The following is a 17,589-nucleotide window of genomic DNA, read 5'->3' as shown; positions in this document are numbered from 1 at the left end:
GTGACATCGCTGTAAGGTGTGGCACAGACGAGGGGGCGGCAATGATCCAAAAGTATTGGTATGGGCAGGGCGGCATCTCTGGCAGTCTCCGCTCAACGCTCCGGAACAGGGGCAGGGAGGACACCTTGAAACTTTTGCGGATCATGCTGTTTTTCGGCATGCTTTCATGGACGGCCGGAGAGGCCATGGCGGTAGAGGTGCGCGCGGCGGTGTTCCGGATCGACTATCCGTCGCTGGCGCCGATTTCGCGCTATGATCTTGTACCCGAGGACATCGGATTTGCCGGTGCCCTGCTTGCGCAAGAGGACAACATGACCACGGGCGCGTTTCTGGGTCATACCTACACGCTGGAAACAATTGCCGTCCCGCCGCAGGATGCCGATGACGCCTTTGACGCCCTGCTTGCGGGCGGTCAGTCGCTGATCATCGTCATGGCCAACCAGGACGACCTGCTGCGCCTTGCCGACCGGGCGGGCGACGGTGTGCTGGTCCTGAATGCGACCGCGCATGACACTGCGCTGCGCAACGACGCGTGCCGCGCCAACATGGTGCACATCGCACCCAGCCGGGCGATGCTGACCGACGCGGTTGCGCAGTTCGCGATGTGGAAAAAGTGGCCCGAGTGGTTCCTGGTCCACGGGTCCAACCCTGCCGACCAGCTGCTGGCCGAGTCGTACCGCACCTCTGCGCGCAAGTTCGGCGCCAAGATTGTCGAGGAGCGCGCATTCGAGGACACCGGCGGCTCGCGTCGCACCGATACCGGCCATGTACTGGTGCAGAAACAGATCCCGGTGTTCACCCAGGATGCCAAGCGCCATGATGTCGTGATCGCGGCGGACGAGTCGGACGTGTTTGCCCCCTACCTGCCGTTCCATCTCTGGACGCCGCGCCCGACGATGGGGTCGGCGGGGCTGCGTCCGGTGACCTTTCACGCCGCGCACGAAGCCTGGGGCGCGACCCAGTTCCAGCGCCGGTTCGAGGCGCTGACCGGGCGCTATATGCGGCAAGAGGATTACCAGGTCTGGCTGGCACTTCGGGTGATCGGCGAGGCGGTAACCCGTACCTCGGGCAATGACACGGGCGCCCTGCGCACCTATATCCTGTCTGACGACTTCGAACTGGCGGCCTTCAAGGGCGTTGCCGTGACCTTTCGCAGCTGGAATGGCCAGATGCGGCAGCCGATCCTGTTGTACGATGGCCGCATCACTGTCAGCGTGTCGCCACAGGACGGCTATCTGCACCAACGCTCGCCGCTGGATTCGCTGGGGTTGGACGAACCGGAATCCGCCTGCGACGCCTTTGACTGAATTTATGGAGCCTGCAATGCACCGACTGATCCTGACGACAGCGCTTGTGGGGGCACTGGCGACACCCGCCGTGGCGAACAAGGTCTATGTCAGCAACGAAAAAGGCAATTCCGTCACTGTGATTGACAGCGAGACCTGGGAAGTCATGACCGAGTTCGACGCCGGCAACCGCCCGCGCGGCATCACGATCTCGCCGGACGGCAAGCTGCTGTACGTCGCGGCGAGCGATGACGATCAGGTCAAGGTCTTCGATGCCGAGACCTATGAAGAGCTCTATGCCCTGCCGTCGGGGCCCGACCCCGAACTGTTCGTCCTGCATCCCTCGGGCAACCCGCTCTACATCGCCAACGAGGATGACAATCTGGTCACCGTCACCGACACCGAAAGCCACAGGGTGCTGGCCGAGATCCCGGTGGGGGTCGAGCCCGAAGGCATGGGCATCAGCCCGGATGCCAAATGGGTGGTGAACACGTCCGAAACCACCAACATGGCGCATTTCATCTCGACCGGGGATTACAAGATCAAGCACAATGTGCTGGTCGACCAGCGGCCACGCTATGCACAGTTCACCGATGACGGCAGCCTGCTGTTCGTGACGTCGGAAATCGGCGGCACGGTCAGCGTGATGGATATTGCGGCGGACGGCACGCCGACCATGCGCAGCAAGATCGGATTCGAACTGCCCGGCGTGCTGCCCGAGTGGCTGCAACCGGTGGGGCTCAAGGTCACAAAGGACGACAAATACGCCTTTGTGGCGCTGGGGCCGGCCAATCGTGTGGCGGTGATCGACGTCGAGCGGCTCGAGGTTGTCAAGTATATCATCGTCGGGCAACGGGTCTGGCAGATGGCCTTTACCCCGGACCAGAAATACCTGATCACCACAAATGGCAATTCCAACGACGTGACCATAATCGACGTGGCTGACCAAGAGGCCATCAAGTCGGTGCAGGTGGGGCAACAGCCCTGGGGTGTCGTTGTCGCGCCGGACTGATCCGGCCGGAACTTCCTGGGGAGGGAAAAATGAACAAGACGCTGAAACTCGCAAGCCTGATGGTTGTCGGCCTGATCACCACCAGCAGTGCCTGGGCACAGGACCTGCCGGTGATCCGCGCCGCCGTTCTGCAGATCGGCACGGTAAACTGGGAATTGAGCAGCATCACCCAGAACGGCTTTGACACCGAACACGGCTTCAGCCTTGATGTGCAGCCCTATGCCGACAATGGCGCTACCCGCGTTGCCGTCGAAGGGGACGAGGCGGATGTGGCGGTGGCCGATTGGATCTGGGTCGCCCGGCAACGGGCGGCTGGCAAGGATTATGTCTTTGTCCCCTATTCCAAGGCAGTCGGCGGCGTTGTCGTGCCCAAGGACAGCACGGCGCAATCGCTGCGGGATCTGGCCGGTGGCAAGATCGGCATCGCCGGCGGGCCGCTGGACAAGAGCTGGCTGATCCTGCGCGCCTATGCGCAACAGGAATATGGCATGGATCTCAAGGCCGAGACCGAACAGGTGTTCGGGGCGCCGCCGCTGATCTTCAAGTCCGGCCTGTCCGGCGAACTGGCAGGAGCGATCAATTTCTGGCACTTCCTGGCCAAGATGAAGGCCGCAGGAATGCGCGAGCTTATTTCGGTGGAAACTGCCGCCACGGCGTTGGGGCTGAACCCAGACACACCGCTGCTGGGCTATTACATGAAGCAGAGCTTTATTGACGCCAACCCCGGCATCGCACAGGCGCTGTACGACGCCTCGCAGGACTCCAAGGCACTGTTGGCCAGCGATCCCGCAGCATGGGAGCCATTGCGCCCGGACATGAATGTGCAGTCAGACGCCCAATTCGAGACCTTGAAGGCCGACTATGTCGCAGGATCCCCGGCACGTGGTCCCGTTGATCTGGACGGGGCGGACAGGTTTCTGAAACTGATGGCCGAACTGGGTGGCGAAGAGCTTGTCGGGGAGGCGACGACCCTGCCCGAAGGCCTGTTCGCGGATGTGAAGTGACAGGTGGCTTCCGATGACCGGCAAGGCCCTTGTGACGGCATTCTCGCTCATCGGATTGCTTGGGCTCTGGATCGTCGCGGCGACACTGACCGCCGATGCGACGATCCTGCCGACGCCGCTTGCCCTGGTCGGCCCCTTCCTGCAGGAACTGCAATCCGGAGAGCTGCTGTTCCACCTCGGACAGACCCTGCTGCGGGTTGTCTGGGCCTTTGTGCTGGCGATGGGTATCGGTCTGGCCCTCGGTCTGCTGATGGGCCGGTTTCCGGCTGTTGACCGCTGGCTCGATCCCTGGCTGGTGGTGTTCCTGAACCTGCCGGCACTTGTGCTGATCGTGCTGTGTTATCTCTGGATCGGGTTGAACGAAACCGCTGCGATCCTGGCCGTGACGCTGAACAAGGTGCCCAATGTCACCACGATGATCCGTGAAGGGGCGCGGTCTTTTGATCCCAATCTCGATGCCATGGCCAAGGTCTATCGGATGCCCGCCAGCACCCGGCTGCGCCATGTCCTGCTGCCGCAACTGGCCCCATTTATCGCCGCCGCCGCCCGTTCCGGCATCGCGGTGATCTGGAAGATCGTGCTCGTCGTCGAATTTCTGGGCCGCTCCAGCGGCATCGGGTTCAAGATCCATCTCTATTTTCAACTGTTCGATGTCCGCATGGTGCTGATCTATGCGCTGTCCTTCATCATCGTCATGCTGGTGGTGGAATGGTCGCTGCTGCAACCCTGGGAGCGGCGCGTGCGGCGCTGGCGCACCGCATGATCCGGGTCGACATCACGCGCAAAGCCTATGGGCGCACCCCGGTTCTGGGGCGCATCGCCTTCGAAATCCGGCGCGGTGAGACGGTGGCGATCCTCGGGCCTTCGGGGATCGGAAAATCGACCCTGCTGCGCCTGATTGCAGGCATTGACAGCAAATTCGACGGCCACATCGAGCGGCCCGACAAGATGGCGATCGTCTTTCAGGAACCCACTTTGCTGTTGTGGCGCTCGGTCCTGCAGAATCTCACACTGGTGCATCCGGACCTGTCCGAACACGCGGCTCTGGCGATGCTGGACAAGGTGGGAATTGCCGGCAAGGCGGAAATGTTCCCCGGCCAGTTGTCGCTTGGTCAGCAGCGCCGTCTGGCGCTGGCACGGGCCTTTGCCGGCGATCCGGCGTTCCTGATCATGGACGAGCCCTTTGTATCGCTGGACCCGAAAACCGCCGAGGGAATGCTGGCCCTGACCGAGGCGCTGATAGCGGAAGTGCGCCCGGCCACGCTGTTCGTGACCCATGCGCGCAGCGAGGCAGAGCGTCTGCACGCGCGGATACTGGAACTGCGGGGCACGCCTGCGGCGCTTGCCCCGAGACTCGTCACTGGAAAGGAAAGACCATGAAGAAGATTTTGATGTCTGCGGCTCTTGCGGCCGGACTGGGCGGTACGGCGGGGGCGCATGAGCTGGGCTTTGCCGGATTGCTGTCCGCCTCCAATATGGAAGAGTTGCCCGACATCACGCTGGGATCGGGCAAACCGCTGGCCGAAGCGCCGATGGTTCTGAAATCCGGCACCGGATACGAGCTGGAAATCGTCTCGGACGGGTCGGGCGAGCTGGGTCTCGAAGGGCCGGGGTTCTTCCGTGCGATCTGGATCAACGAAATTGTGGTGAATGACCTTGAAATTCGCCCGCTGGGGTTGGATTCGGTCGAATTCGACGATGCGGGCACGATGGAAATCGAATTCATCGCGATCAAACCCGGCCAGTATTTCCTGCGCATTCCGGGGTCGAGCGGTGACAGCCAGCGGGTCGAGATCACGATCCAGTAGACGGCCCCTCAGCCAAAAATTGTCCTCCGACAATTTTGGCGCTCTGCCCCGAACGTTGCACCAGCCGCGACATGGCCGGGCGCACAAAAAGCCAGAACGCCGCGGCGGGCGTTCTGGCCAGACAGGTGCGACCGTAGGGAGAGTCCGGTTACGACACGGGGTTGGGCACCGGTTTCCCGGAAAAGAACGCGTCCAGATTGTCGGCGACCATGTGGCCCATGTCCTCGCGCGTCTCGGTGGTGGCACTGCCCAGATGTGGCAGCAGAACGGTATTTTCCAACGCGATCAGCTCGGCCGGGACATCCGGTTCGCCCTCGAACACATCCAGACCGGCGCCGCCCAGCTTGCCGGTCTTCAGCGCGTCGATCAGGGCTTTCTGATCTATGACATCACCGCGGGCAGAGTTGATCAGCATGCCGTTGGGTCCGATCAGCGCCAGACGTTCGGCGGATATCAGATGGGTGTTCTCACCCCCGCCCGGCACATGCAGCGACACGACATCAGATGCCTTCAGCACGTCCTCGATGGTATCCAGGCGTCTGGCCTCCATCCCGGCGACCAGGTCCTCGGGGACATCCACAAGGTTGAAGTACACCACCTTCATGCCAAAGGCCGCATGTGCCCTTTTCGCGGTGGCAATGCCGATCCGGCCCATGCCGATGATACCCAGTGTCTTGCCGCGCAGGCGGGTGCCCATCATGTGGGTCGGGCGCCAGCCGGTCCAGTTGCCGGCGCGCAGTTCGCGTTCGCCTTCGCCGGCCCGGCGCGCCAGCATCAGCATCAGGGTCAGCGCCGTATCCGCCGTGCAGTCGGTGAGGACTCCGGGCGTGTTGGTCACGGTCAGTCCGGCGCCCTGCGCCGCGGCGATGTCGATATGGTTGAAGCCGACGCCGAAATTGCCAAGGATCCGCGCCCGGTGATTGCCGGTAAAGATCGCCGCCGGCAGTTTGTCGGACACCGTCGGACAGACAGCGTCGTAGTCGTTCAGCGCCGCGCCGATCGCTGCCACGGTCATCGGCACGTCGTCAGTGTTCAGCGTGGCGTCGTAGTCGGCGGAAAGCCGTTTTTCAACGGCTTCCGGCCAGCGACGCGTCAGCAGGATCTTGTGTTTGGTCATGCAGCCACCTTCTTGCCCGACAGCACGGCTTCGACGGTTTCGCCAAAGGCTGCGGGGTGCGGAATGATGGTATGGCCAGCCTCGCGGATGATCTCAACCTTTTCCTGAGCCGATTCACCAAAAGCCGAGACGATCGCCCCGGCGTGGCCCATGCGCTTGCCCTTGGGCGCGGACAGACCCGCGACATAGGCCATCAGCGGCTTCTTCATGTGCGCGCGGGCCCATTCGGCGGCTTCGGCTTCCTGCGGGCCGCCGATTTCGCCGATCATTACCACGGCATCGGTTTCGGGGTCGGCCTCGAACAGTTCGAGCACGTCACGGAAGGAAAAGCCGTTGATCGGATCGCCACCGATCCCGACCGAGGTCGAGACGCCGATGCCACGTGCTTTCATCTGGCTGGCCGCCTCGTAACCCAGCGTTCCCGAACGTCCGACGATGCCGACACGGCCCGGCATGTAGATCGACCCGGGCATGATGCCCATCATCGCCTCGCCGGGGGTGATGGTGCCGGCGCAGTTCGGTCCGGTGAGGATCATCCGGTCCTCGCGCCGGTAGCGACGCATGTACCGTTTCACCCGCATCATGTCCTGCGACGGGATGCCGTCGGTGATGCAGACGCAGTACTTGATGCCTGCATCCGCCGCTTCCATGATCGAATCCGCGGCAAACGGCGGCGGCACAAAGACGATCGAGGCCTCGGCCCCGGTTTCGGCAACCGCGCCCTTGACCGTGTTGAACACCGGAAGATCCAGATGCGTGCTGCCGCCCTTGCCGGGGGTGACGCCACCAACGACATTGGTGCCATAGGCCTTCATCTCTTCGGCGTGAAAGGTGCCGATGCGTCCGGTAAAGCCCTGGACGATGACGGGTGTGTGCTTGTTCAGAAGAATGGACATTGTGCGACCCCCTCAGGCTGCGTTTTTCTGGGTTTGCTTCAGGGCGGCGACGGCGGCGACAGCAGCATCCTTCAGCGTGTCCGCCGTGATGACGCTTGGGGCCTTTTCCCTCAGGATCGCCTTGCCCTCGTCGACCTTGGTGCCCGAAAGACGCACGATGAGCGGCATGTTCACGCCGACCTCCTCGATCGCCTTCACCACGCCTTCGGCGACCCAGTCGCACCGGTTGATGCCGGCAAAGATGTTCACCAGGATCACCTTGACGTTCTTGTCCTGCAACACGGCGCGGAAGGATTTTGCCACCCGGTCGGGTGACGCGCCGCCACCGATGTCAAGGAAGTTGGCCGGCTCTCCGCCTTCCAGCTTGATCATGTCCAGCGTGGCCATGGCGAGGCCCGCGCCGTTGATGATGCAGCCGATGTCGCCGTCGAGGCCGACATAGGACAGACCGCGGTCAGAGGCGAAGGTCTCGCGGGCGTCCTCTTGCGACTTGTCGCGCAGTTCGGAAATTTCCGGCCGACGGAACAGGGCGTTTTCGTCAAAGGACATCTTGGCGTCCAGCGCGATGACCTCGTTCTTGGACACCACCAGCGGGTTGATCTCCAGCATCGAGGCATCGAAGTCGCGGAACACCCGGTAGCACCCGAGGATCGTGTCCACCGCCTTGCCGATCAGCGCACCGTCCAGACCAAGACCAAAGGCGATCTCGCGTGCCTGGAATTCGCGCATCCCGAGGCCCGGATCGACACTGGCCCGGACCAGGGAATCCGGCTCCTGCTCGGCGATCTGTTCGATCTCCATCCCGCCCGAGGAAGAGGCGACGATCATGATCCGCTCTTCCTTGCGGTCGAGCACAAACCCAAGATAGAGCTCTTTCTCGATCGGCACGGTTTCTTCGATGTACAGCCGGTTGATCAGCTTGCCGGCCGGGCCTGTCTGGTGCGTGACCAACTTTTGTCCCAGCAACTTTTCGGCGGCCGCAGCCACCTCCTTGTCGCTCTTGCACAGGACAATGCCGCCGGCCTTGCCACGGGCGCCAGAATGCACCTGCGCCTTGACAACCCAGGCATCGCCGCCGATTTCGGTGGCCCGGTAGGCGGCCTGTTCCGGGCTGTAGGCCAGGCCGCCGCGGGGCATGCGGATGCCATGCGTGGCCAGAAGTTCCTTGGCCTGATATTCGTGGATATCCATCTTGGTCTCCTCCCTTGTCCTGATTACGCCGCGCGGGCCTTGAGCACCTGCTGAACCGCAAGCACGTTGTTGGCCATCTTTTCCGATGCGGCGTCGATCATCTTGCCATCCAGACTGGCGGCACCCTTACCTTGCGCGGCGGCTTCCTTTAGCGCGACAAGAATTCGCTCGGCACGCTGCACCTCGGCGTCGGTCGGCGAATATTCTTCGTTCGCCATGTCGATCTGGCTGGGGTGGATCGCCCATTTTCCTTCGATCCCCAGCGCCGCGCCGCGCTTGCAGGCATCGCGGAAGCCGTCGGGATCGGAGAAATCGCCGAAGGGGCCGTCGATCGGGCGCAGGCCGTAGGCGCGGCAGGCGGTGGTCATGCGCGACAGGGCGGCGTGCCATTGGTCGCCGGGATAATTCGGGTTCAGGCCGCCGATGTTGACGGTGCGGGCCTTGTGGAAGGCGGCATAGTCAGCGACGCCGAAGTGCATCGCCTCGAGCCGGGAAGGGGCGGCGGCCAGCGCTTCGACGTTCGCCATGCCGAGGGGGGTCTCGATCAGGGCTTCGAGACCGACCTTGCGGGTGTACCCCATCGCCATTTCGATCTGGTTGCACATGGCCTCGACCATGTAGACGTCCGCCGGCAGACCGACCTTGGGGATCAGGATCACGTCCAGCTTCGAACCCGCCTGTTCCATCACATCGACCACGTCGCGGTACATGTAGTGGGTGTCGAGGCCATTGATCCTTACCGAAGTGACCTTGTTCTTGCCCTTCCAGTCGATGTCGTTGAGCGCTTCGATGCAATTCTTGCGCGCCTGTTCCTTGTCGTTCGGGGCAACCGCGTCCTCGAGATCAAGAAAGACCACATCGGCGTTGGAATCGGCGGCCTTCTGGATCATTGCAACGTTGGAGGCCGGAACTGCGAGGGTCGAGCGTTGCAGGCGGGTGACGCGCATGCCGTGTACTGTATGTGACATATCTTCTTCTTTCCTGTCGGCAGAGCCGGTTATTCCGCAGCGATGGCGCTGGATTTGATTTGGTTCTGGGTGAAATGGGTGATGGCTGCTCCGGTGCCGGATCCTGCCTTGATGTCCATGCCGCAATCGATCATCGACATTTCGGCAATTGAAAGCGCGGTCATCACCATGCCTTCGTTCATCCAGCCCAGATGGCCGATGCGGAACACCTTGCCCATGACCTTGGACAGTCCCGATCCCAGCGAGGTGTTGTAGGCCTCGTAGGCGCGCGAGATCACCTTGCGGGCGTCCATGCCCTCGGGAACGAGGATGGCGCTGACAGTGTCGGAATGCCACTTGGCTTCCTTGGCGCAGAGCTTGAGGCCCCAGGCATCGACCGCCGCCCGCACACCGGTGGCAAGACGATTGTGGCGTGCCCAGATATTCTCGATCCCTTCGGCGAGGATCATGTCGCAGGACTTGTCGAGACCCTTCAGCAGCTGGGTTGCCGGAGTATAGGGAAAGTAGCCGTTGTCGTTGTTGGCAATCATGTCTTCAAAGCTGAAGAAGGTGCGCGGATATTCGGCGTGCTTGTGGGCCTCGAGCGCCCATTTGCTGACCGACAGAATGCCGAGGCCGGCGGGCAGCATGAAGCCCTTTTGCGACCCGGAGACCGCGCAATCGACGCCCCAGGCATCCTGATCGAATTCGATGGAGCCAATCGAAGACACGCCATCGACCATCAGCAGGGCCGGATGGTTGGCGGCATCCAGTGCGCCGCGCACGCCCTTGATGTCCGAGGTCACGCCGGTGGCGGTTTCGTTGTGGGTCGCAAACACCGCCTTGATTTCGTGCGCCGTGTCAGCCTTCAGCCGGGCGGCATATTTCTCGACCGGCACGCCTTCGCCCCATTCGCAGTCGATCACTTCGACATCCAGCCCCAGACGCTGCGCCATGTCGACCCAGAGGTGCGAGAACTGGCCAAAGCGGCTCATCAGCACCTTGTCACCGGGGGACAGGGTGTTCTGAATCGCCGCCTCCCAGGCGCCGGTGCCGGACGAGGGGTAGAGGAAGACCCGCCCGGTGGTGTTCTTGAAGACCTTCTGAACCTTCTGGAAAAGCGGTTTGGTGAAGTCCGGAAAATCCGGTGCCCGCATATCCTGCATGCAGACGTTCATCGCCATGCGGACCTCTTCGGGCACGTTTGTCGGCCCCGGGATATAAAGGTGATTGTAACCGGCCATTGGTGTTTCCTCCCTGCGGAAATCCTGTGGATGTGCAATTCGCTTGGCATGAGGATGCCAGCGGGCGGCGCGACTCAGAACACCTTGCAGGATAGGAAAGCATCCCTTGGGGATGGGTTTCGGCCTACCCGATGGGGGCACCAAGGATACGCAGGCAAATACCTGCACTTCTTGACATGCAGGCATTTACCTGCATAATATGAGACTCAATCAGAAAGGAGCACTATGGATCAGGACGAGGTCTTCAAGGCGCTGGCCGATCCGACGCGCCGCCGCCTGCTGGACCTGCTGTGTGAGGAGAACGGGCAGACACTGCGCCGACTTTGCGAGGATCTGGACATGACCCGGCAGTCTGTAACGCAGCATCTGGGGCTGTTGGAGGCCGCCAATCTGGTGACGACGACAAAGCGGGGCAGGGAAAAGCTGCACTTTATCAACCCGGTGCCGCTGCAGGACGTTTACGAGCGATGGATACGGAAGTTTGAAACGCAGCGGCTGAGCCTGCTGCACGATCTCAAAATCCAACTGGAAAAGAACGAGTCATGACTGCGGAACGAACCAGCTTTGTCTATGTCAGCTATATCGCCAGCACGCCGGAAAAGGTGTTCGAGGCGATCACCCGACCCGAAATCACCCGGCGTTACTGGGGACATGAGAACGTGTCGGACTGGACGCCCGGCGCCAGGTGGCAACATGTCCGCGACGATGACGCGCGATCCGTGGACCTGGTGGGCAAGGTGGTCGAGGTGACCCCGCCCAACCGCCTGGTGATCACCTGGACCGGTGCGTCGCAGGAAGCCGAGCCAGACAGCTACAGCCGCGTGACATTCGAAATCGAACCGGACGCCTATGGTGTCCGCCTCTGCGTGACCCACGACGATCTGATCGTCGGCAGCCAGATGGAGGCGGGGGTCAGCAAGGGCTGGCCGCTGGTGCTGTCGAGCCTGAAATCCTGCCTCGAAACCGGCAAGGGCTTTGACCTTTCGGGGCGCGCAAAGGCCGCCTGAGGCAGCGGCTCCGTTGCGGTTCCCTCGATTACGAACGACATCCCGGCGACTTGCAGTCAGGCCGCCGGATTCGTGGTACGCTACGGCTTTAGCCGATGGAGGACGGGATGAGTTACATCACAATCACCACCTGGGAAATCGCCGACGGCGAGGACTACAACATCTCCCTGCGTGCGATCGAGGAAAAACGCCTGCCTGCGCTGAAGGGATTCGGGGCGACCCGTATCACCGTGGTGCGCACCAGCCCCAGGACAAGCGCGGCGATCACCGAATGGCCGGACAAGGCCACCCGGGACGCCGCCCAGCTGAAGATCGACGAGGTCCGCAGATCGGTCCACAAGGAGGACCGGACCAGGATGACCGGCGAGATGATGGGCCAGGTCGTCGCCGAAGTCTGATTTCAGTCCTCGGCCTCACGCGAATAGACCGCGACCGCCATGGCGCGGTTGCGCACCTCGAGTTTGTCGTAAAGGTTCTTGAGGTGGTATTTCACCGTGTTTTCGGAAATCCCGGTGCGGTTGGCGATCTGCTGGTTGGTCCAGCCGCGTGCCAGTACCGCCAGTAGTTCACGTTCCCGCACCGTCAGCTGCGCCAGCGGCGTGTCGTTGATCTGCGTCACGTCTATGTAGGGGACGCAGAGACGCCCGTTGGCCACCGCATGGAGCGTGTCGAACAGCACCGACGGGTCGTCGAACTGATAACAATATCCCAGTGCGCCCAGCCGCACGGCCTGTCGCACATGGCCCAGATCGCGGCTGTTGGAAAAGATCGTCGTGCGCACCTTGCTCTGGCGCGCTTTCAGCGCCCGCAGCACATCCGGGGCGCCCATATCCGCCAGCTGCCAGGACAGAACGACGACATCGGCGTCCTCTTCGGCCATGGCCAGAACGTCGGCGCCGTTTTCCGTGCTGGTCACAAGCCGGAACCGGGGATCCCCCTTGAAACACATGCCCAGGGCCGAAACTACCAGCGGATTCGGTTCGGCCAGAACGACACGAATCTGAGCCTCCACGCAGCCCGTTGCATTCTGCATGGTTCTCCTCCCGTCCCCACGGCGATGATGATTTTTTCATCGCTCGCCAAAGCTGGACTGACGGGTGCACCCGAGTCTACCTATTCTTTCGGCTGCGTGACATTTCGCGCAACTTTCGAAAACCCGCCCGTCCGGGTAGGCGCTGTTTGCCGTCAGGACGAAATCTCGTCGCGAAACGGCAATTCAGCCTTCAGTCTTGTTGCCCGATCTCTATGATCCGTGGCACTCGCTGGGGGATACCAAGGACTTGGGAGGAAACACCATGAGCCACAAAACAGATATCCAGATCGCCCGCGAGGCCGCCAAGCGGCCCATTCAGGAGGTCGGAGCCAAACTTGGGATCGGCGGCAGCGACATGCTGCCCTATGGCCACGACAAGGCAAAAATCAGCCAGGAGTTCATCAATTCCGTACAGGATCGCCCGAACGGCAAGCTGATCCTGGTGACGGCCATCAACCCGACGCCCGCAGGTGAGGGCAAGACAACCACCACTGTCGGCCTGGGCGATGGTCTGAACCGGATCGGCAAGAAGGCGGCGATCTGTATCCGCGAGGCGTCGCTGGGTCCGAACTTCGGCATGAAAGGCGGGGCTGCGGGCGGCGGCTATGCGCAGGTTGTGCCGATGGAGGACATGAACCTGCATTTCACCGGCGACTTTCATGCGATCACCTCGGCGCACAACCTGCTGAGCGCGATGATCGACAATTCGATCTATTGGGGCAATCCACTGGAGATTGACCCGCGCCGCGTCGTCTGGCGGCGGGTTCTGGACATGAACGACCGCGCCCTGCGGGACGTGGTGACATCGCTGGGTGGCGTTGCCAACGGCTATCCGCGCCAGACCGGTTTCGATATCACCGTGGCCTCCGAGGTCATGGCGATCCTGTGTCTGGCCCGCGATCTGGCGGATCTGGAAAAGCGGCTTGGCGACATGATCGTCGCCTACACCCGCGAGAAAAAGCCGGTCTATGCGCGGGACATCAAGGCGGATGGCGCGATGACCGTGCTGCTCAAGGATGCGATGCAGCCGAATCTCGTGCAAACGCTGGAAAACAACCCGGCCTTTGTACATGGCGGGCCGTTTGCCAATATCGCCCATGGCTGCAATTCGGTGATCGCGACAACCACGGCGCTGAAGCTGGCGGACTATGTGGTGACCGAGGCGGGTTTTGGCGCCGATCTGGGGGCCGAAAAGTTCATGGACATCAAGTGTCGCAAGGCGGGAATCGCGCCGGACGTGGTGGTGATCGTGGCCACGGTGCGCGCGATGAAAATGAATGGCGGCGTCGCCAAGGCGGACCTGGGCCGTGAGAATGTCCAGGCGGTCGAGGCCGGCTGTTCCAACCTCGGGCGGCATATTGCCAATGTCAAAAGCTTTGGCGTGCCGGTGCTGGTGGGGATCAACCATTTCTCGGGTGACACCGATGCCGAAGTCCAGGCAGTTACGGACTATGTCGCCGGGCAGGGGGCCGAGGCGATCCTGTGCAAGCATTGGGCCGACGGTGGCGCCGGTATCGAGCAGATGGCGCAGCGGGTGGCCGAGGTGGCGGACAGCGGTGTCGCCAACTTCAAGACGCTCTATCCCGACGACATGCCGCTGTTTGAAAAGATCGAAACCATTGCCAGGAACATCTACCACGCCGATGGTGTCGATGCGGACGGCAAGATCCGGGCGCAACTGAAGGAATGGGAAGACCAGGGCTATGGCGGCCTGCCGATCTGCGTCGCCAAGACGCAATATTCCTTTACCACGGATCCGACACGGCGCGGCGCGCCCACAGGTTTTACCCTGCCGGTACGCGAAGTGCGGCTGTCGGCGGGGGCCGGGTTTGTCGTCGCCATCTGCGGGGAAATCATGACGATGCCGGGCCTGCCCCGGGTCCCCGCGTCCGAAACGATCCGGCTGAACGACGATGGGCTGATCGAAGGCCTGTTCTGAATGTGACCACCCCGCGTGATCGCTGCGAGGCGTCTGGCGGGATCTTATTGACCCAGACATGGGGACAGGGTGGTGCCCCGTCCCCGGTTCTTGACGAATGGAGTTCCGATGACGGCTACACTGATTGATGGCAAGGCGTTCGCCGCAAAGGTACGTGCGCAGGTCGCCGCGCATGTCACCACGCTGAAGGATAAACACGGCATCACCCCGGGTCTGGCGGTGGTGCTGGTGGGAGAGGATCCTGCCAGCCAGGTTTATGTCCGCTCGAAAGGCAGGATGACCGTCGAGGTCGGCATGAACTCCTACGAGCACAAACTGGACGCTGACACCTCGGAAGCCGATCTTCTGGCGGTGGTGGAAAAGCTCAACAACGACCCGGACGTGCATGGTATCCTGGTGCAGTTGCCGCTGCCCAAACATCTGGATTCGGATCTGGTGATCAATTCGATCGACCCGGCCAAGGATGTGGATGGCTTTCATATTTCCAACGTCGGGCTGTTGGGCACCGGACAGAAGTCGATGGTGCCCTGCACGCCGCTGGGATCGCTGATGATGCTGCGCGACCATCATGGGTCGCTGTCGGGGCTGAACGCCGTCGTGCTGGGCCGGTCGAACATCGTCGGCAAACCCATGGCGCAGCTGCTGCTGAACGAGAGTTGCACGGTGACAATCGCGCATTCACGGACCCGGGATCTGGCCGATGTCGTGCGGCGGGCGGATATCGTTGTTGCCGCGGTGGGCCGTCCGCAGATGGTGCCCGGCGACTGGATCAAGCCGGGGGCGACGGTGATCGACGTCGGCATCAACCGTATCGACGCGCCGGAAAATGGCCCGGGCAAGACCAGGCTGGTCGGCGACGTGGATTTTGACTCCTGTGTCGAGGTGGCCGGGGCGATCACGCCGGTGCCGGGCGGCGTCGGGCCGATGACCATCGCGTGCCTGCTGGCAAATACCGTGACGGCCTGCTGCCGCGCCAACGGGTTGGACGAACCGGAGGGGCTGACGGCCTGATGGTCTGACAGTCCCCGCACGAGGTTGCCCTCAGCGCCCGGCGAAGCAATTCGGCGGGCGTTGCTTCGTGACGGATCAGACAAAGGCCCGGGTTTCGAACTGTGGCCGGGCAGCGCCCGGGACAGGGCGACTGTACCGCTGACAGGCACCTGGACTGTGGCTGACACTGGTAGCATTCTTGCGGCCTCGCGATCCAGCAAAAAGAGACGGCCACGAACGGGGCTTGGCATCCCGTTCGTGGCCGCAACGTGCCTGCCGGTTCGAGCGGCGTATCGGCACGTATGGCGCTTGCCCCCCGAAAGTCTTCGAGAGCTAAATTTCCGATGCGGTCGCGGCTGTTCCGGGGATGGCGTCCGCGACCGCACCATGCCGCGCGCTCCGGGAGAGAGCGGCAGGCATGGTTGCCGTGACTCAACCGTAGAGCGGGAACTCTTTCAGCAGGGCCGAAACCTTGTCGCGCACCGCGGCCTCGACAGCGGCATTGCCGTCCTCGCCATGGGCGACCAGGCCATCGACCACTTCCAGGATCAGCTTGCCGATCTGGCGGGTTTCCACGTCGCCAAGTCCGCGCGTGGTGATTGCCGGAGTGCCCAGACGGATGCCCGAAGGTTTCATCGGCGGCGCGGGATCAAACGGAATGCCGTTCTTGTTGCAGGTGATGTGGGCCCGGCCCAGCGACTCCTCGACCACCTTGCCGGACAGGCCTTTTGGACGCAGGTCAGCCAGCATGAGATGTGTATCGGTGCCCCCGGACACGATGTCGATGCCGCCGTTCTGCAGGGTCTCGGCCAGCACCCTGGCGTTGGTCACCACCTGGGCGATGTAATCCTTGAAGGCCGGTTGCAGCGCCTCGCCGAAAGCCACCGCCTTGGCGGCGATCACATGCATCAGCGGACCACCCTGCAGGCCCGGAAACACGGCGGAATTCAACTTCTTGCCAAGGTCGAGATCGTTGGACAGGATGATGCCGCCACGCGGACCGCGCAGGGTCTTGTGGGTGGTCGAGGTGACAACATGGGCATGTGGCAGCGGTGAGGGATGCGCGCCTCCGGCCACGAGTCCGGCAAAATGCGCCATGTCGACAAACAGCTTGGCACCGACGGAATCGGCGATGGTGCGGAAGGCGGCAAAGTCGATGTGCCGGGAATAGGCGGATCCGCCGGCAACGATCACCTTGGGTCTGTGTTCATCCGCCAGCCGCGCGACCTCGTCCATGTCCAGCAGGTGATCCTTTTCGCGCACGGAATAATGCACCGCATTGAACCATTTGCCCGACTGGTTGACAGAGGCTCCGTGGGTCAGGTGCCCGCCCGCGGCCAGGTTGAGGCCGAGAAAGGTGTCGCCCGGCTGCATCAGCGTCATGAACACCGCCTGATTGGCCTGTGAGCCGGAATTCGGCTGCACGTTGGCATATGCGCAGCCAAAGATCTGCTTGATCCGGTCGATGGCGATGTTCTCGGCCTCGTCGACGTACTGACAACCGCCATAATAGCGCCGTCCCGGATAACCTTCGGCATACTTGTTGGTCATCACCGAGCCCTGCGCGTCCATCACGGCCTGGCTGACGATGTTTTCCGACGCGATCAACTCGATCTCATCGCGCTGACGGCCAAGTTCGCGGGTGATCGTCCCGAACAGCTCGGGGTCGGTCTCCGAGACGGGACTGTTGAAAAAGGCCGCGCGGCCGGTCAGGGATTTGGGTGCGATGTTCATTGGGGTCTCCCGTTTCATGGTGTGTATGAATCAGCCGGTCCAGCCGAGACCGCTGGAAATGACATGGATGGTCATCAGCAACGCGTCGACATCCGCAGGGTCGGCCTGTTCGGCACCCCCCGCGCCGCGCACCTGGCGCAGCAGGTCAACCTGAAGCCGGTGCACGCCCGCCATCTGCGGTGCAATGCTGTGCGCCTGTTCGCGGAAGGCCGGAAACCGGTCCGACAGTGACCGCCCGCCTGCCACGGCGAGGATCATGTTGCGGGTCAGGTCGTGTTCGGCCTGCACCTTGTCAAAGATCGAGGCGCGGGTCTGGTCGTTCTGCACAAGCGCGGCATAGCTTCGGGCGATGTCCATGTCCGACTGGAACAGCACCTTTTC

Annotated in this window: 19 protein-coding genes; 11 read left to right on the top strand and 8 right to left on the bottom strand. The window is 62.4% G+C overall.

Translation table 11 applies throughout. The annotated features are described in order from the left end of the window. Nucleotides 1-143: 143 nt before the first annotated feature. From FOY53_RS17020 to FOY53_RS16995, 6 genes are read left to right on the top strand one after another with little or no spacing between them, the layout of a single operon-like run. Complete coding sequence (locus FOY53_RS17020; protein WP_372833448.1) at nt 144-1,307, top strand: ABC transporter substrate-binding protein; 1,164 nt, start codon at nt 144-146, stop codon at nt 1,305-1,307. 16 nt (nt 1,308-1,323) lie between these two features. Then, on the top strand, nt 1,324-2,298 hold the full coding sequence (locus FOY53_RS17015) for a YVTN family beta-propeller repeat protein (RefSeq protein ID WP_146591085.1): 975 nt from the start codon (nt 1,324-1,326) through the stop codon (nt 2,296-2,298). A 29-nt stretch (nt 2,299-2,327) separates the two neighbouring features. Then, nucleotides 2,328-3,302, top strand: a complete 975-nt coding sequence (locus tag FOY53_RS17010; RefSeq protein WP_222435282.1) for an ABC transporter substrate-binding protein — start codon at nt 2,328-2,330, stop codon at nt 3,300-3,302. A gap of 13 nt (nt 3,303-3,315) precedes the next feature. Next, on the top strand, nt 3,316-4,065 hold the full coding sequence (locus FOY53_RS17005; protein ID WP_146591083.1) for an ABC transporter permease: 750 nt from the start codon (nt 3,316-3,318) through the stop codon (nt 4,063-4,065). Beyond that, nucleotides 4,011-4,682, top strand: coding sequence for an ATP-binding cassette domain-containing protein (locus tag FOY53_RS17000; protein ID WP_246107443.1), 672 nt, complete (start codon nt 4,011-4,013; stop codon nt 4,680-4,682). The genes FOY53_RS17005 and FOY53_RS17000 overlap by 55 nt, the downstream gene beginning before the upstream one ends. Beyond that, the gene (locus FOY53_RS16995; protein ID WP_146591081.1) at nt 4,679-5,110 is read left to right on the top strand and encodes a hypothetical protein; all 432 of its coding nucleotides are present in this window, start codon (nt 4,679-4,681) and stop codon (nt 5,108-5,110) included. Before FOY53_RS17000 ends, FOY53_RS16995 begins: the two co-directional genes overlap by 4 nt. A gap of 148 nt (nt 5,111-5,258) precedes the next feature. On the opposite strand, the gene FOY53_RS16990 is transcribed toward FOY53_RS16995, so the two are convergent. The 5 genes from FOY53_RS16990 to FOY53_RS16970 are packed head-to-tail and all read right to left on the bottom strand — an operon-like array spanning nt 5,259 to nt 10,505. Beyond that, nucleotides 5,259-6,227 carry a 2-hydroxyacid dehydrogenase gene (locus FOY53_RS16990; protein ID WP_146591079.1) on the bottom strand — a complete coding sequence of 323 codons (969 nt, stop codon included), beginning with the start codon at nt 6,225-6,227 and terminating at the stop codon, nt 5,259-5,261. Then, the gene (gene sucD, locus FOY53_RS16985) at nt 6,224-7,123 is read right to left on the bottom strand and encodes a succinate--CoA ligase subunit alpha (protein ID WP_146591077.1); all 900 of its coding nucleotides are present in this window, start codon (nt 7,121-7,123) and stop codon (nt 6,224-6,226) included. The genes FOY53_RS16990 and sucD overlap by 4 nt, the downstream gene beginning before the upstream one ends. Nucleotides 7,124-7,135: 12 nt before the next feature. Then, nucleotides 7,136-8,314, bottom strand: coding sequence for a malate--CoA ligase subunit beta (locus FOY53_RS16980; protein WP_146591075.1), 1,179 nt, complete (start codon nt 8,312-8,314; stop codon nt 7,136-7,138). Between the two features lie 23 nt (nt 8,315-8,337). Further along, nucleotides 8,338-9,282 carry an HpcH/HpaI aldolase/citrate lyase family protein gene (locus FOY53_RS16975; protein ID WP_146591073.1) on the bottom strand — a complete coding sequence of 315 codons (945 nt, stop codon included), beginning with the start codon at nt 9,280-9,282 and terminating at the stop codon, nt 8,338-8,340. A 29-nt stretch (nt 9,283-9,311) separates the two neighbouring features. Next, nucleotides 9,312-10,505, bottom strand: a complete 1,194-nt coding sequence (locus tag FOY53_RS16970; protein ID WP_146591071.1) for an aminotransferase class V-fold PLP-dependent enzyme — start codon at nt 10,503-10,505, stop codon at nt 9,312-9,314. 225 nt (nt 10,506-10,730) lie between these two features. On the opposite strand from FOY53_RS16970, the gene FOY53_RS16965 reads away from it, so the two are divergent. The 3 genes from FOY53_RS16965 (at nt 10,731) to FOY53_RS16955 (ending at nt 11,910) form a co-directional block, all read left to right on the top strand. Next, nucleotides 10,731-11,051 (top strand): ArsR/SmtB family transcription factor, encoded by a 321-nt coding sequence (locus FOY53_RS16965; protein WP_146591069.1) that lies wholly within the window; start codon nt 10,731-10,733, stop codon nt 11,049-11,051. Then, nucleotides 11,048-11,512: an SRPBCC family protein gene (locus FOY53_RS16960; protein WP_146591067.1), complete on the top strand. Its 465-nt coding sequence runs from the start codon at nt 11,048-11,050 to the stop codon at nt 11,510-11,512. Before FOY53_RS16965 ends, FOY53_RS16960 begins: the two co-directional genes overlap by 4 nt. A gap of 107 nt (nt 11,513-11,619) precedes the next feature. After that, nucleotides 11,620-11,910, top strand: a complete 291-nt coding sequence (locus tag FOY53_RS16955) for a hypothetical protein (RefSeq protein WP_146591065.1) — start codon at nt 11,620-11,622, stop codon at nt 11,908-11,910. A 2-nt stretch (nt 11,911-11,912) separates the two neighbouring features. Here FOY53_RS16955 and FOY53_RS16950 read toward each other — a convergent pair whose 3' ends face one another. Next, complete coding sequence (locus FOY53_RS16950) at nt 11,913-12,545, bottom strand: LuxR C-terminal-related transcriptional regulator (protein WP_146591063.1); 633 nt, start codon at nt 12,543-12,545, stop codon at nt 11,913-11,915. A 262-nt stretch (nt 12,546-12,807) separates the two neighbouring features. On the opposite strand from FOY53_RS16950, the gene FOY53_RS16945 reads away from it, so the two are divergent. Beyond that, the gene (locus tag FOY53_RS16945) at nt 12,808-14,484 is read left to right on the top strand and encodes a formate--tetrahydrofolate ligase (protein ID WP_146591061.1); all 1,677 of its coding nucleotides are present in this window, start codon (nt 12,808-12,810) and stop codon (nt 14,482-14,484) included. Between the two features lie 108 nt (nt 14,485-14,592). Further along, the gene (folD, locus tag FOY53_RS16940) at nt 14,593-15,495 is read left to right on the top strand and encodes a bifunctional methylenetetrahydrofolate dehydrogenase/methenyltetrahydrofolate cyclohydrolase FolD (protein WP_146591059.1); all 903 of its coding nucleotides are present in this window, start codon (nt 14,593-14,595) and stop codon (nt 15,493-15,495) included. Nucleotides 15,496-15,906: 411 nt separating this feature from the next. Here the strand turns inward: folD and glyA are convergent, their stop codons facing one another. Then, a complete protein-coding gene (gene glyA, locus FOY53_RS16935; protein WP_146591057.1) occupies nt 15,907-17,208 on the bottom strand; it encodes a serine hydroxymethyltransferase in 1,302 nt (433 codons plus the stop codon). A 30-nt stretch (nt 17,209-17,238) separates the two neighbouring features. Continuing rightward, a partial coding sequence (locus tag FOY53_RS16930) for a phosphoenolpyruvate carboxylase (protein ID WP_146591055.1) occupies nt 17,239-17,589 on the bottom strand: 351 nt, incomplete at its 5' end.

The organism is Puniceibacterium confluentis (genome assembly GCF_007923445.1).
GTDB lineage: Bacteria > Pseudomonadota > Alphaproteobacteria > Rhodobacterales > Rhodobacteraceae > Puniceibacterium > Puniceibacterium confluentis.
This window is presented reverse-complemented; position numbering and strand designations above follow the sequence as displayed.